General features: G+C 71.9%; 15 protein-coding genes. 5 read left to right on the plus strand and 10 right to left on the minus strand.

Annotated elements, in window-relative coordinates; translation table 11 throughout:
* From AB0J52_RS10235 to map, 4 genes are all read right to left on the minus strand, one after another.
* A partial coding sequence (locus AB0J52_RS10235; RefSeq protein ID WP_500181256.1) for a VanZ family protein occupies positions 1–471 on the minus strand: 471 nt, incomplete at its 3' end.
* A gap of 124 nt (positions 472–595) precedes the next feature.
* On the minus strand, positions 596–1,273 hold the full coding sequence (locus AB0J52_RS10240) for a response regulator transcription factor (protein ID WP_500181258.1): 678 nt from the start codon (positions 1,271–1,273) through the stop codon (positions 596–598).
* Positions 1,274–1,367: 94 nt separating this feature from the next.
* Positions 1,368–2,189 carry a sugar nucleotide-binding protein gene (locus AB0J52_RS10245; protein ID WP_500181259.1) on the minus strand — a complete coding sequence of 274 codons (822 nt, stop codon included), beginning with the start codon at positions 2,187–2,189 and terminating at the stop codon, positions 1,368–1,370.
* Positions 2,190–2,320: 131 nt separating this feature from the next.
* Complete coding sequence (gene map, locus AB0J52_RS10250) at positions 2,321–3,088, minus strand: type I methionyl aminopeptidase (protein WP_500181260.1); 768 nt, start codon at positions 3,086–3,088, stop codon at positions 2,321–2,323.
* A 50-nt stretch (positions 3,089–3,138) separates the two neighbouring features.
* On the opposite strand from map, the gene AB0J52_RS10255 reads away from it, so the two are divergent.
* Positions 3,139–3,432 (plus strand): helix-turn-helix domain-containing protein, encoded by a 294-nt coding sequence (locus AB0J52_RS10255; RefSeq protein ID WP_500181261.1) that lies wholly within the window; start codon positions 3,139–3,141, stop codon positions 3,430–3,432.
* 25 nt (positions 3,433–3,457) lie between these two features.
* On the opposite strand, the gene AB0J52_RS10260 is transcribed toward AB0J52_RS10255, so the two are convergent.
* The 3 genes from AB0J52_RS10260 to AB0J52_RS10270 form a co-directional block, all read right to left on the minus strand.
* Positions 3,458–3,808, minus strand: coding sequence for a YybH family protein (locus AB0J52_RS10260; RefSeq protein WP_500181262.1), 351 nt, complete (start codon positions 3,806–3,808; stop codon positions 3,458–3,460).
* 35 nt (positions 3,809–3,843) lie between these two features.
* Positions 3,844–4,683 (minus strand): helix-turn-helix domain-containing protein, encoded by an 840-nt coding sequence (locus AB0J52_RS10265; RefSeq protein WP_500181263.1) that lies wholly within the window; start codon positions 4,681–4,683, stop codon positions 3,844–3,846.
* A gap of 76 nt (positions 4,684–4,759) precedes the next feature.
* Positions 4,760–5,452 carry a TetR/AcrR family transcriptional regulator gene (locus AB0J52_RS10270; protein ID WP_500181264.1) on the minus strand — a complete coding sequence of 231 codons (693 nt, stop codon included), beginning with the start codon at positions 5,450–5,452 and terminating at the stop codon, positions 4,760–4,762.
* Positions 5,453–5,505: 53 nt separating this feature from the next.
* Here AB0J52_RS10270 and AB0J52_RS10275 point away from each other — a divergent pair, with 53 nt between their 5' ends.
* Positions 5,506–6,663 (plus strand): FAD-dependent oxidoreductase, encoded by a 1,158-nt coding sequence (locus tag AB0J52_RS10275; protein WP_500181265.1) that lies wholly within the window; start codon positions 5,506–5,508, stop codon positions 6,661–6,663.
* Positions 6,664–6,687: 24 nt separating this feature from the next.
* Here the strand turns inward: AB0J52_RS10275 and AB0J52_RS10280 are convergent, their stop codons facing one another.
* Positions 6,688–7,425: a VOC family protein gene (locus tag AB0J52_RS10280; protein ID WP_500181267.1), complete on the minus strand. Its 738-nt coding sequence runs from the start codon at positions 7,423–7,425 to the stop codon at positions 6,688–6,690.
* A gap of 149 nt (positions 7,426–7,574) precedes the next feature.
* Between AB0J52_RS10280 and AB0J52_RS10285 the strand changes: the two genes are divergently transcribed.
* Positions 7,575–9,356, plus strand: coding sequence for an aminotransferase class I/II-fold pyridoxal phosphate-dependent enzyme (locus tag AB0J52_RS10285; protein ID WP_500181268.1), 1,782 nt, complete (start codon positions 7,575–7,577; stop codon positions 9,354–9,356).
* Positions 9,353–10,156, plus strand: a complete 804-nt coding sequence (locus AB0J52_RS10290) for a phosphatidate cytidylyltransferase (protein WP_500181269.1) — start codon at positions 9,353–9,355, stop codon at positions 10,154–10,156. The genes AB0J52_RS10285 and AB0J52_RS10290 overlap by 4 nt, the downstream gene beginning before the upstream one ends.
* Positions 10,157–10,223: 67 nt before the next feature.
* On the opposite strand, the gene AB0J52_RS10295 is transcribed toward AB0J52_RS10290, so the two are convergent.
* Together AB0J52_RS10295 and AB0J52_RS10300 are read right to left on the minus strand one after the other, a co-directional pair.
* Positions 10,224–10,433 carry a DUF4287 domain-containing protein gene (locus AB0J52_RS10295; RefSeq protein ID WP_500181270.1) on the minus strand — a complete coding sequence of 70 codons (210 nt, stop codon included), beginning with the start codon at positions 10,431–10,433 and terminating at the stop codon, positions 10,224–10,226.
* A gap of 191 nt (positions 10,434–10,624) precedes the next feature.
* Positions 10,625–13,045: an ATP-binding protein gene (locus AB0J52_RS10300; RefSeq protein ID WP_500181272.1), complete on the minus strand. Its 2,421-nt coding sequence runs from the start codon at positions 13,043–13,045 to the stop codon at positions 10,625–10,627.
* A 2-nt stretch (positions 13,046–13,047) separates the two neighbouring features.
* Here AB0J52_RS10300 and AB0J52_RS10305 point away from each other — a divergent pair, with 2 nt between their 5' ends.
* Positions 13,048–13,356 carry a hypothetical protein gene (locus tag AB0J52_RS10305; RefSeq protein ID WP_500181271.1) on the plus strand — a complete coding sequence of 103 codons (309 nt, stop codon included), beginning with the start codon at positions 13,048–13,050 and terminating at the stop codon, positions 13,354–13,356.
* Positions 13,357–13,407 lie beyond the last annotated feature (51 nt).

Below are 13,407 nucleotides of genomic sequence, written 5' to 3' on the forward strand. Positions count from 1 at the left end.
CGTGACCCGGTCCAGCCGCAGGACGTACTGCGCGACCTCCACCAAGGCCGAACAGCCCGCCGCGAGCGCCAGGGCCCGCGGCACCGACGCCAGCGCCGCCACCCGCAGCGGGATGAGGAACCCCAGCGCCGCGAACACCAGCAGGTTGCCGACGATCTGCCCCACCGCCGTACCCGGACTCCCCTCCAGGATCATGAGCAGGTCACGCAGCGGCACCAGGTTCATCCGGCCGCGGGCGGCCGCGCCGGGGTGATCCCCCGGCAGCAGGATCAGCCAAACCCCGGGGATCGTCCCGTAGACGATGCCGACGTCGGCCAGCGACGAGCGCCACGCCCACGCGCGCGAGGCACCGCTGGCGCGTCGGCGGTAAGCCAGCACACACACCGTCAGCACGGCCACCGGCAGGGCGGCCACCGTGAGGGCCACCACGCCGGTGAACGTCCCGACCAGGTCGTACCAGCTCCTGAACACACTGCCTCCGCTTCCGTCCGGCCGTGGAACCACCCCGTCGGCCAAAGTGACTTGTTCGATGCCTCACCGAGCGGGCCGGTCGCCCGGGGCGTTGTGCTCGGACGACACCGGGCACGACCGCCGGTCAGTCCGCCCCAGGCGTGCCGGTGTCGATCCGGTACCCGACGCCCGGCACCGTGGCGATGAGCCCCGGTTCGCCGAGCCGCTTGCGCAGCGCGGACACCGTGATGCGGACGGCGTTGGTGAACGGATTGACGTTCTCGTCCCAGGCCCGCTCCAGGAGCTCCTCGGCGCTCACGACACCGCCTCCGGCAGCGACGAGGACTTCGAGCACGGCGAACTGCTTGCGGGTGAGCGCGACGTAGCGTCCGTCCCGGAAGACCTCCCGCCGAAAGGGGTCCAGCCGCAGGCCCGCGATCTCACGGACCGGAGGACGGGCGTGCGCGCGCCTGCGGTCCAGTGCGCGCAGCCGCATGACGAGCTCCCGCAGCTCGAACGGTTTGGTGAGGTAGTCGTCGGCGCCCAGCTCGAACCCGGAGACCTTGTCGTCGATACGGTCGGCGGCGGTGAGCATGAGGATCGGCATGCCGCTCCCGGACGCGACGATCCACCGGGCGACCTCGTCACCCGACGGGCCGGGGATGTCACGGTCGAGGACCGCGAGATCGTAGGAGTTGATGCTGAGCAGCTCCAGGGCGGAGTCGCCGTCCCCGGCGATGTCCGCCGCGATCGCTTCCAGCCGGAGACCGTCCCGGACGGCCTCGGCCAGGTAGGGCTCGTCCTCCACCACCAACACGCGCATGGCCGAAGCCTAAACACCGCCACCTATCGCAGACATATGCAAAACACCCCGCCCGGGGAACCCCGCAAAAGCCAGTCGCGCCCACACGCCAACTTCAAGGACCGAGAAACGTCCGCACCCCGCGAAGCCTGGTGCGGAGACGACGCCGAGTCACGGTGCAGTCGAGCCGGATGTCGACCGGCCCGTGCAGGCCGAGGTCGGCTCGCCGACCGGACGGAATCGCCGCGACATCGAGACCGTCCCGACGGGCGATCAGAACTCCCAGCTCATAGCGGCTCACCGGGTCGGCACCGGCAAGGTGGCAGATCCCGCCCAGTTCCGACGACGCGAGTTCCAGAAGCGCTGCGGCCAGGTCGCGCACGTCAACGGGACACCGAACGTCGTCGGTGAACAGCACGCCCTCCTGCCGTCCCGTGGCCAGAGCATGGACGTGGCGTTCGTGTGAAGAGTCGCCGGCACCGAGGATCAGCGAGGTGCGGGCGATCATCGCAGCCGGGCTGACAGCCCTGACCGCGGTCTCCGCCGCGGCCTTGGCAGCACCGTACGGCGTGGTCGGGTCGGGCGTCGCCGTCTCGTCGTAGTGAACGGCCCGACCGGAGAACACGGCATCGCTGGAAATATGAACCAGTCGCCCAACTACCGAGGCGGTGGCGCCGGCGACGTGCGCGGCACCGTCCGCGGTGCTCACCCAGTCGGCGCCGCGAGACACGGTGTTGACCACCAGATCGGGCCGGACCGCGGTCACCAGGTCAGCGACCCGGTGACGGTCGCGAACGTCCAGCGCATGCCACGTCGGGCCGGCGACGTCGGCCGGGCGTCTCAGGTATGTCGCGGCCACGGCGTGCCTGGCAGCCAGGGCCTGCCGGACAACCTCGCTCCCGAGAAATCCGCTGCCCCCTATGACAAGGACCTGCATGAACAATCACGCTACAGCGGTGTGCCCGGGTGGGACGGGGCCGTGCTCGGGAAGACGGGCGACAGAGCGTTGTCACCGGCGCACATCAGATCGCGGCCCTTGGAGCGGTCCATGGTCCGCAGGTTGTGCTGTCAGGGGGCGGTGAGGATGATCGGGCCGTCGTCGGTGACGGCTACCGAGTGCTCGACGTGCACGGTGCGGCTGCCGTCGCTGCTGCACAGGGACCAGCCGTCCTCGGCCATCGCGTACTCGTCCCCGCCTCCGGCCATCAGACTCGGCTCGATGGCGATGACCAGCCCCGGGCGGAGGCGCAGTCCGCGTCCCGGGCGGCCTTCGTTGGGAACGAACGGGTCCTCGTGCATGGCGCGTCCGATGCCGTGGCCGGCGAAGTCGTTCTGCATGCCGTACCCGGACGCGCGGCCGATACGGGACATGGCCTGGCCGATGTCGCCGAGCCGCGCACCCGGCACGGCCTCCTTGATACCGGCGGCGAGCATCTGCTCGGCCGTCTTGATCAGCTTCTCGTCCCCCTTCCGGGGGTGGCCGACGCAGAAGCTGACCGCGGCGTCGGCGTGCCAGCCGTCGATGTGGGCGGCGCAGTCGACGCTCAGCAGGTCACCGTCCCGGAGCCGGTAGCCGCTGGGCAGGCCGTGCAGCATGACCTCGTTCACCGACGTGCAGATCACTCCGGGGTAGGGAGTGGCGCCGAACGAGGGGTGATAGCCCAGGAAGGACGAACCGGCCTTGGCCTCGTGCATGATCTGCCGGGCGAGGTCGTCGAGCTCGCGCAGGGCCACCCCCGCGACGGCGTGCGACCGCACCTGCGCGTGGATCTCCGCCACCACCCGCCCGGCCTCACGCATCGTCTCGATCTCGCCGGCGGTCTTGAGCTCGATCACGGTCTGCCTCCCCACGTCCCCAATAACTATACCGGTATTACTATAGGGGCATGGTTCGAGAACCGTTGTCGATCGCCGACCGCCTGCGCGGGGAACGGCTGGGTCAACTGCTGCGTGAGGCCAGAGGCGCCCGCAGCATCACCGACGTGGCGCTCCAGGCCGGGGTCTCCCCCGAGACGCTGCGGAAGATCGAGAAGGGCCGGATCCCCACCCCGGCCTTCTTCACGGTCGTCGCCGTCGCGGGCGTCCTGGACCTGTCCCTGGACGTCCTGCTGGCCGAGGTCAGCGTCCCCGACTCGACCGCCGAGGGCGTCCCGGTCAGCCCGCACAGAGCTGCGGGCTGACGGTCTCTCGGACGACTCGGCGGCGTCAGCGTTGGGCGTCGGGTTCGTCGATGGCGTACTTCCAGGTGCCGTCGGGTTGGCGCCTGGCCACCTCGATCGAGACTCCCGTCTTGGTGACCGATCCTGAGCTGAAGTCCCAGTCGCTCAGGAGGAGGGCGAGGTCGCCGCAGGTGAGGATCTGGCGGAGGCGGGAGTCGATCGTCGGCGCGGAGCCGAGCATGTCGGCGTAGTGCGCGCGGATCGCGTCGCGGCCGACCACCGGACCTGAAGATGAGTGGAAGACGGCGTCCTGCTCGTAGAGGTCGGTGACCGCTCGGGCGTCGCCGGAGTTGAAGCGCGCGGTGAAGACGGTGTTGAGGTCGGAAGGTTCGGTCATGTCAGGTGCTCCCTTCGAAGTGGGTGCCCGGGACGTTACGGAACCTCCGGCGCACGGTCTTGTAAGGATTTCGCCTGTCGCACGCAGCCGCAGGGCAGCGCCGCGCGGACGTACCGGCTCGGGGTCGTCCCGGCGAATTCGCGCAGGTCGCGCGCGAAGTGGGCCTGGTCGAAGTAGCCGGCGTCGAAGGCCGCCGACTGCCAGGTGCCCTCGGCCCGGACGCGGCGGAGCGTCGCCCTGAGCCGCAGCAGCCTCGCCAGCGTCTTGGGCGGCTGCCCGAAGGTTCTGCGGAACGTCCTGACCAGGTGCTGCGGACTCCAGCCGACCTCGTCCGCCACGGCTCCGATGGACGTGGTGCCGCCGGAGGTGACCAGCCGCCGCCACGCCAGCAGGACCTCGGGAGCAGGCTCGGAGCCCGACACGGATCTCCTGGCGAGGAAGCCTTCCAGGGCTGCGAATCGCTGCTCCCAAGCAGGAGCTTCGCCGATGTGTTCGGCAAGTTCGGCGGCGGGGGCGCCGAAGACGTCGGTGAGCTTGTGCACCGAGCGGTCCAGCTCGCCCAGCGTCCCGTCGAGCAGGCGGTATGCGCCGGGCAATGTCAGCGTGAGCGACACCCATGTCTGCGGTTCGGGTCTCGCAGGCGCGGCGCTGCGGTACATCCGTCCGGCGGTCGTGACGAAGCCGTCCGACGCGCCGCCGTTCAGGCCGATCACCAGTGACACCGCGGGCTCCGCAGGCACGATCAGCGCTCCCGGTGAGGGCTCGGCCTCGGTGCCGCTCAGCCCTTGCGATGCCAGCAACTCCTTGACCAGCGGGTGAGGCTCGGCGGCGACGTACCTGCGGATACCTCCGGCCGTGCTCACCGCGATGTTCACGCGCCGATCATGCCGGAGCGGCCAGCCGGCCGTGACATCGTTTCCTCCGTGGCGACTGCGGGCCTGCACGCAGGGATTATGTGGGCGGCTGGGCGAGTTTGGCGGCCACGGCGTCGAGGACCCAGTCCAGGCCGGTGGTGAAGGACGTCTCGGCGTCCACCTCGGTGCCGTCGTGCACGGCCTTGGCGAGCGAAGGAAAGCGACCCGTGGCCAGCATCTTCATCAGGTGCGGGCCGTGGGCGCGCTGCCAGTCGCGCTTGGACAGGCCGGTGGCGCGCTCGGCCCGCAGGTTCGCGATCTCACGCCTGATCGCGCCGGTGCAGTAGGCGCTGACGGTCTCCACGGCGCGCTGGGCGGTGTCGACGTCGGCCAGGCCGTCCAGCGCGGCCAGCCTCGACTCGCCCACCGCGAGGGCGTTCGGCCCCAGGGCGAGCCGGCCGCCGAGTAGGTCGGCCAGCCATTCGTGACGGAGCGCGGCCTGCCTGGTGCGGTGGGCCGAGACGCTCAGGGCCTCCCGCCAGCCGGCCGGCCGCCGCTCGGGGAGGATCTCCGCGAAGACCTCGTCCACCATGAGGTCGAGCAGCTCCTCCTTGGTCGAGATGTATCCGTACAGGCGCATCGGACCGACGTCCAGCCGGGCGGCGACCTTGCGCAGCGACACCGCCTCCAGCCCGCCCTCGTCGGCCAGCGCGACGGCGGCGGCGACGATGCGCTCGCGGTCGAGCGGCGCGGGGGGCGTCGGCGGCTCCGGGCGGTCCCATACGGTCATGCTTACACCGTACCGTTGCGATACGCCGTATCGGGCAAATACGGTGTATCGGCATGAGACATCGTATCGCCGTCGTCGGCGGTGGCCCTGGTGGCCTGACCTTCGCCCGCGTCCTGCACCGGCACGGCCACCCGGTCACCGTCCTCGAACGCGACCCCGCCCCCGACGCCCGTCCCCCGGGCGGAACCCTTGATCTGCACGACAGGATGGGCCAGCTCGCACTGGAGAAGGCGGGGCTGCTGGCGGAGTTCGAAGCGGTGGCGCGTCCCGAGGGGCAGGCCATGCGCATCCTGGCCCCGGACGGGACCGTGCTCCGCGACTGGCGACCTGGTCCGGACGAGCGGGCCAATCCCGAGATCGACCGCGGCCAACTCCGCGACCTGCTCCTCGGCTCTCTGGACGTCCAGTGGGGACGGAGCGTCACGAAGGTGCTGCCGACACCCCGGGAGGGCGTCGCGGTCCAGTTCGAGGACGGGCGCCAGGAGACGTTCGATCTCGTGGTCGGCGCGGACGGCGCATGGTCCCGGGTCCGCCCGGCCGTCTCGTCCGCGACGCCGCACTACACCGGCATCACCGCGGTCGAGAGTTCCCTGGACGGCCTCGACACCCGCCACCCCGACCTCGCCCGGCTGGTCGGCGACGGTTCCCTGGCCGTGTACGGCGTGAACCGCTCCCTCGTCGCCCAGCGCAACAGCGGCGGACACGTCAAGGTGTACGCCCGGTTTCGCGCGCCACTGGACTGGCACACGGGCCCGGAACGGAACTCGGGCCTGGACGGGCGTTCCGGCCTGGACCTGGCCGCCGATGTCGAGGGCGTCCGATCAACCCTGCTCGCCCTCTTCGACGGTTGGGCCGCTCCCGTCCTCGAACTCCTCAGGCGCGCAACCGCTTTCGTCCACCGGCCCCTCTACGTCCTACCGCAGGGCCACACCTGGTCCCACGTCCCGGGGGTGACGCTCCTGGGCGACGCCGCCCACCTGATGCCTCCGCTGGGGGTCGGCGCGAACCTCGCGATGCTGGAGGGCGCCGAACTCGCCGAGGCCATCGCCGTTGGCCACGACGAGCTGGACGACGCCGTCCGCGCCTTCGAGGAGCGGATGTGGCCGCGCGCCGGCCGGTGGTCGGAGATGACGATGGCCGGTCTGGAACGTCTCGTCAGCCCGGATCCCAGCCAGGCGCTCGCCGTCTTCGACGAGGTCCAGCCGGCCTGAGCCGCCGCGCCGTCGCGTTTGAGGTCAGCGAGGGGTGAGGAGGCAGAACTCGTTGCCCTCGGGGTCGGAAAGGACCCTCCAGTGCAGGTCGGACTGGTCGATCCCGGGGTCGCCCGCGCCCAGCCCCCGCAGGCGCGTCTCCTCTGCCGCCATGTCGTCGCCGGGGTAGGGGCAGATGTCGAGGTGGACGCGGTTCCACACGGTCTTGGGCTCGGGGGTGCGGATGAACTCCAGGTAAGGGCCGACGCCCTGAGCCGAGCGGAGGGCCGCGCGGTCGTCGGTGACCTCGTGCAGGGTCCAGTCCATCGCCTCGTCCCAGAAGCGGGCCATGGCGCGCGGGTCGGCGCAGTCGACGACCACCGCGGCGACCGGGCCGGTGTCCTCGTACACCGGCCGGGGCTCCAGGACGCAGAACTCGTTGCCCTCCGGGTCGGCCATGACCGTCCAGGGGACGTCGCCCTGGCCCACGTCGGCGCGGGTCGCGCCGAGTTCCTCCAGGCGCGCGACCAGCTCCGCCTGGTGGGCGGCCGAGGTGGTGGCCAGGTCGAGGTGCACCCGGTTCTTGACCGTCTTCGGTTCCGGGCGGTTGAGGAGGTCGATGCAGACGGCGGTGGGGCCCGGGTAGGAGAAGCCGACGGGGACGAGGCTGGTGATGACGGCGTCCTCGCTGTCCACGGCCCAGCCGAGGGCCTCCGCCCAGAAGCGGCCGAGCGCCGAGGCGTCCAGGGCCTTCATGTTGATCTGCACCAGTCTCGTTGCCATGGCGAAGATCGTAGAGGCTGCGCTCACCCTGCGTGGTGAGGGGGCCGGGGTTTCGAGGGTGAAGCTGAGTACGGCCCCGGTGCGGCTGAGTAGGAGTACTCAGGCGGGCCCCTGACGGCTGCTCCAAAGTGGCGGGCGGGGTGATGCACATGAGTAACGACCAGAAACTTCAAGGAACGCCCGCTGCCCGGCCGTCCGGCGCGGTGGCCGTGGACGGGTTGGAACTGCGCCTGGCGGCGGAACAGGACCACGAGTGGATCCGCCGGCTCAGGCACGAGGTGTACGCCCGGGAGCTGGGGCAGCACTCCCCCAACGCCACGGGCATGCTCACCGACGAGCTGGACGGGCGCAACGTCTACATCGTGGCCTTCCGCCACGGTGAGCCGGCCGGGTTCATCAGCGTGACGCCGCCGTGGGCGGGCCGCTACTCGATCGACAAGTACGTGCGGCGGGAAGAGCACCCGGCATTGCGCGAGGACGGGCTGTTCGAACTGCGCATCCTGGCCGTCGATCCGGACCTGCGCGGCGAGATGATCGGCAAGCTGCTGATGTACGCGGCGCTGCGCTGGGTCACGGCGCACGGGGGCAGGCGCATCGTGGCGCTGGGCAGGGCCGAGTTGCTGCCGATGTACCTCGCGCTCGGGCTCGCGTCCACCGGCACGGCGGTGCGCTCGGGGGCCGTCGAGTTCGAGTTGCTGACCGGCGACGTCACCGGACTCGTCGATCTGACGCTTCGACGTTACGGCCCGCTGCTGCGTGGCCTGCGGCGCATCGTGCGGTGGGGGCTGGAGGTTCCCTTCCTGCCCGAGGACGAGTCCTGCGCGCACGGCGGCGCGTCCATCGAGGCGCTGGGACGCGGCTTCGACACCTTGGACGCGCACCGCGACGTGGTGCCCGCCGACGTGCTCGACGCCTGGTTCCCACCGACCCCCACCGCGGTGGCGGCCCTCACGGACGGCCTGGACTGGATCGCCCGGACCTCTCCGCCGGTGCAGGCCGAAGGACTCATCGAAGAGATCACGCGCCGCCGGGGCATGCCCGAGGCCACCGTCGCCGTGGGCGCGGGCTCGTCCGACCTCATCTTCCGCGCCTTCCGGGGATGGCTGGACGCCACCAGCCGCGTGCTGCTGATCGACCCCTGCTACGGCGAGTACGCCCACGTCGTCGAGCGGGTGATCGGCTGCGGTGTCGACAGGTTCCCGCTGCTGCGCCGGGAAGGCTGGCGGATCGACCCGCAGCGTCTCGCCGACGCCCTGCAGAACCGCTACGACCTGGTCGTCATCGTCAACCCGAACAACCCGACCGGTGTTCATCTGGACGCCGCCGACCTGCGGGAAGTGCTGGCGGGCGCGCCGAAGGAGACCCGGTTCTGGATTGATGAGACGTACGTGGGCTACGTCGGTGCGGGGCAGTCGCTGGAGTCGTACGCGGCAGCGTCCGAGAACGTCGTCACCTGCACGTCGCTGTCCAAGATGTACGCCCTGTCGGGTCTGCGGGCGGCCTACCTCACCGCGCCGCCTGGGATCGCGGCGGAGCTGCGGAGGTGGACCCCGCCGTGGGCGGTGAGCCTGCCCGCCCAGATCGCGGCGGTGAGCGCGCTGCGGGATCCGGCGTACTACGCCGACCGCTGGGCGCAGACGGCCGTTCTGCGTGCCGAGCTGGCCGGCATGCTGACCGCGACCAGCACTGACGCGGACGTCAGCGAGTCGGTCGCGAACTTCGTCCTGCTCACTCTGCCGCAGGACGGAATCGGCGCGGCCGGGCTGGTCGAGCGGTGCCGACGCCAGGGTGTCTTCCTCCGGGACCTGTCGCCCCTGTCCCCCGCCTTCGAGGGCAGGACGGTGCGGATCGCGGTACGGGACGCGGCGTCCAACGCTCGCATAGCGGCCACCGTCGCCGAGGCGCTGAACAAGCCGCTTGGCGCGGCGTGACCGAGATCGACGACCTGGTTCCGTACCTCGCCGGTGCGCTGGTCGCCGGAGGCGTCGCGGTCGCACTGTCCAGGCGGCGGGAGTACATGCTGCGGTGGTGCGCCTGGGCGGTGGGCGTGCCGATCGTGGTCGCCGCGCTGTACCTGGGCCCCGCCGGCGCGGCCGTCCTCGCCGCGTCGGCGGGGGTGGTGTGCGCTCTGGAGTACGGCGCGCTCGCCCGCCTCCCCCGGCTGGACCGCGCGGTACTCGCGGTGGCCGTGCCGGTGGCGCCGGTGGCGGCATGGCTGGCCCCAGCCCAGCTGCCCCGGCTGCTCGCCTTCACCGTCCTGGCCGTCGCGCTGGTTCCGGTGCTGGCCGGGGACGCGCCCGGTGGACTCTCCCGTTTGTGTTTCGGCGTGCTGGGAGTGGTCTGGTTCGCGCCGCTGGCCGGTGCCGTCCTGCTCGGCCCGGCGGTCCTGACGCTGTTCGCCGCGGTGTCGGTCGCCGACATCACCGCGTCGTTCGGCGGACGGCTGCTGGGCGGGCCGGCCCTGTCCCCGCTGTCCCCGGCCAAGCACTGGAGCGGCCTGCTGGCCGGGACCGTCACGGGACTCGGCACGCTGGCCGTACTGGACGCGTTCACGCTTCCTCTCGCCGTCGCGGTGGCGGTCGGCGCTCCGCTGGGCGACCTGCTGGAGTCGATGGTCAAGCGCGGCGTCGAGACCAAGGACTCGGCCTCCTGGCTGGCGGGCGCCGGCGGCCTGCTCGACCGCCTCGACTCCCTCCTCCTGACCCTGTTGCTCGCCCTGCTGCTCAGCTGAGAGATCATGCCCACTGCTCCTGAAGCAATGGTCCCGCGGCGGCCGGTACGTCGGCCGCCGCAGCCGGCTAGGACCGGTTGCCGAGGGTGTGGGCGACCAGGGCGTTGGCGTGGCCGTGCCCGAGGCCGTGCTCGGACTTGAGCCAGCCGACGAGCTCCATGTGCTTGGTCAGGGGCGAGGCGACGATGAGGTCGATCCACTCCTGGACGGGCCGGCCGTACTTCTTCTCGATCGCGGGAAAGTAGCTGGCGGGATTGCCCTTGGCCGGTGCGCTCATGTTCGGTGTTCCGTTTCCGTTGAAGTCGATCAGGCGAAAGTGCCGTAGGTGGGAGGGGAAAACATAGAGCGACCTGCGGCGATGTGTCAACACGAGACGTCTCGTTCCGCCTGCCGCATGACCTGGGTCAACCCTGAACGCCAGCCGTCGCTGTCACCCGGCAGGCGCCGCGCCAAAGGACGGCGGTTCACCTAGGCGGTGGCTCGGGCTCTGGCCTCGGCGGCCCAGTGGGGTGCGTTCCATCGGTCGGCGATGGCGGCGGCCTGGGCGAAGTGGGCGGCGGCCTCGGCGCGGCCCAAGAGGACGGCCAGCTCGCCGAGGGTGTAGGCGACCGGCGGCAGCGCCAGCGACAGGCTCGTCGCGCCCGCGGGAGGGCCGTCGCGGTGCGGAAGCAGCGTCGCGTAGATCTCCTCGGCGGCGTCGCGGTCGTCCAAGGCGACGATGGCCGTCGCGCGCAGCGTCGTGAGGAAGATGAAGAAGAAGTCGGGGCGGATCGGGCCGGACGACGCGCGGACCTCCCGGGCCTCGGCGTCCAGGCCGTTGGCGTGGAGGGCGAGGGCGAGCAGGTCGGAGGTCATGGGGCCGAGGAGGGCGTGGAGAGCGCGCACCTCGTCCAGGTGCGCGCCGAGCGTGCCGTCGTTCAGCCAGATCACGGCCAGGGCGAGCTGGAGGAAGCCCGCGGCGTGCACCGATCCGGCGCGCCGCATGCCCTCGTCGGCCTTGAGGTAGAGAAGTTCGGCGTCGGCGAATCGGCCTTCGATGAGCGCCAAGCCCGCCAACGCGATCTCGGCCGCGGCGATCGCCTCGGGCATGCGGTAGGTGCGCGCGAGTTCCAGGGCCTCGGTGGCCATCTGGCGCATGGTCTCCGGATCGTTGGCGGCGGCGGCGACACCGGCATGGTTGAGCAGCCCGGTGACGCGGTAGACCGGCAGGTCGTGCTCGATGCCGATCTCCACGAGCTCGCGGCAGAGCTCGGCGTCGCCGTCGGTCTCGACCAGGATCTCCAGCGCCGCGGCCCGCAGCCGGGGGGTGGTGGCGAGGTCGAGTGCCTCCCGCGCCGCCTCCAGCACGGACGGGTCGTCCTCGCCGACCAGTTCGTTGGCGTACGCGGTCAGGAGCCGGGACCGCACCGAAGGCGGCAGGTCGCGCTTCAGCAGGCGGCTCAGACGGTCGACGATGGGCCGGTCCACCGTGCCGTAGGTGCGGGCCTGCCAGGCGGTCGGCTCCGTCCACGCGGTGAACGCGGCGATCATCAGGTCGTCGCGCCCCAGGGACTCCGCGTACTCCACGGCTTCACGGCGCGTCTCGCGAGCGGCTGCGACGGCACCCGCCCGGATCTGCGCGCGCAGCAGCCTGCCGAGCAGGTCGACGCGCTCGTCCGGCCCGGTCGAGTTGGCGACGGCGTCGGCGAGCAGGCAGGCCGCCACACCGTGGGCGTAGCGGGCCTCGGCGAGTTCGGCGGCCCGGACGCAGTAGCCGACGGCCTTCGGTGAGCCTGCGCGCGCGTAGTGGTGGGCCAGTGCCGCGACGTCGCCGGTGCCTTCGAGGGCGTCGGCGATCCGGGCGTGCATCCGGGTGGCGCGCAGTCTGCTGACGTCGGCGACGAGCGTGTCCCTGACGAGAGCGTGGACGAAACGGACGCGGCCCGGGCCGGGCTCATCGAGGAGCCCGGCGATGACACCCGCGTCCAAGGCGTCCATCACGCCGTCCTCGTCGGCGTCGGCGGCCTTGACGAGAACGTCCACCGAGCTCTCCCGGCCTGCGACCGCCGCGAGCCGGAGGACGGACACGCCTCCCTCGGGCAGCCGCGCGAGCCTGCGGCGCAGGACGTCCCGCACGCCTTCGGGGACCTCGGACAGGGCGACCAGCGCACCCTCCCCGTTCAGCAGCCGGGCGCTTTCCCGCACGTAGAAGGGGTTGCCGCCGGTGCGTTCGGCGATCCCGGCGATGGTGTCCTCGTCGGCGTCGCACTCGGTCCGCACCAGCTCCGCGACGGCCTTGTCGTCCAGCCCCGGCAGCGCCAGGCGGAGCGGCGTCTCGCGTGCGAGGGAGGCCAGCGTCTCGGTGAGGTGCCCGCTCTCGTCCGCGCGGTACGCGGCGACGATCAGGATCGGGGCCCGCAGGCCGAGGCCGCCGCCGAGCAGCTCCAGCGTGGCGGCGTCAGCCCAGTGCAGGTCGTCCAGGACGACGGCGACCGGGCGTTCGGTGGCGACCGCCGCGAGCCACTTCCACACGGCCTGGCGGAGGCGGAACCGGCCGGCGGTGGCGTCGGCGTGCACCGCTCCGGTGTCGGTGAGCAGCGGCGCGAGGTCGTCCGCGAACTCGCCCGGGGACGTGGACGCGGCGACGGCTCTCAGCGCCTCGGTCCAGGCCCAGGCGGGCGGCGCGCTGTCGACCTCGAGGCAGTGGCCTACGGCGACCAGCCATCCGTCGCGTTCGAGCCGCCTGCCGAGGTGTTCCAGGAGCGTCGACTTGCCGAGCCCGGCCTCGCCGGTGACGAGGGCGATGCGGGCCCCGTCGGCGGCGGCCTCGGCGGCGGCCGTGGCCAGCGCGCACAGCTGTGCCTCGCGTCCGACGAACGCGCCCTGGGTGATCGCGGTCGGCGACGGCAGTGATGACGGCGCGGTCTGCGCGAGCGGCGCGGGCGGCGGCGGCGGGCTTCGACGGGCCGACGTCGGTCCGCGCGATGCGGGCGCTGCTCGCCTACGCGGTCGGCACGCAGATGCGCGAGCTGCGCATCGCCGAGACGTTCGCGAACCTGGGCACGCCGGCGGGCGACTCGTTCGCCGGGCTCGACCCGGACGAGTTCCCGCACGTCATCGCCCTGGCGCCGGAGCTGGCCGACAACGACACCGAGGCCGACTTCGAGTTCGGCCTCGACCTGCTCATCACCGCGCTCGAACTGCGCGCCGCCCGCGCGTAGCCCGCGCGCGGCCCGCGCGCAGCGCGCGCGTGGCCTGATGGCGGACGGTCA

The sequence above is a fragment of the Spirillospora sp. NPDC049652 genome, assembly GCF_040675125.1.
In the GTDB taxonomy this organism is placed as follows: domain Bacteria; phylum Actinomycetota; class Actinomycetes; order Streptosporangiales; family Streptosporangiaceae; genus Spirillospora.

Excerpts from the sequence above, each read along its gene's own strand:
- AB0J52_RS10270 (WP_500181264.1), bottom strand. The coding sequence starts at position 5,452 with ATGACCGTATGGGACCGCCCGGAGCCGCCGACGCCCCCCGCGCCGCTC.
- AB0J52_RS10295 (WP_500181270.1), bottom strand. The coding sequence starts at position 10,433 with ATGAGCGCACCGGCCAAGGGCAATCCCGCCAGCTACTTTCCCGCGATC.
- AB0J52_RS10245 (WP_500181259.1), bottom strand. The coding sequence starts at position 2,189 with ATGCAGGTCCTTGTCATAGGGGGCAGCGGATTTCTCGGGAGCGAGGTT.
- AB0J52_RS10275 (WP_500181265.1), top strand. The coding sequence starts at position 5,506 with ATGAGACATCGTATCGCCGTCGTCGGCGGTGGCCCTGGTGGCCTGACC.
- AB0J52_RS10280 (WP_500181267.1), bottom strand. The coding sequence starts at position 7,425 with ATGGCAACGAGACTGGTGCAGATCAACATGAAGGCCCTGGACGCCTCG.
- AB0J52_RS10240 (WP_500181258.1), bottom strand. The coding sequence starts at position 1,273 with ATGCGCGTGTTGGTGGTGGAGGACGAGCCCTACCTGGCCGAGGCCGTC.
- AB0J52_RS10285 (WP_500181268.1), top strand. The coding sequence starts at position 7,575 with ATGAGTAACGACCAGAAACTTCAAGGAACGCCCGCTGCCCGGCCGTCC.
- AB0J52_RS10305 (WP_500181271.1), top strand. The coding sequence starts at position 13,048 with ATGACGGCGCGGTCTGCGCGAGCGGCGCGGGCGGCGGCGGCGGGCTTC.
- AB0J52_RS10255 (WP_500181261.1), top strand. The coding sequence starts at position 3,139 with ATGGTTCGAGAACCGTTGTCGATCGCCGACCGCCTGCGCGGGGAACGG.
- AB0J52_RS10260 (WP_500181262.1), bottom strand. The coding sequence starts at position 3,808 with ATGACCGAACCTTCCGACCTCAACACCGTCTTCACCGCGCGCTTCAAC.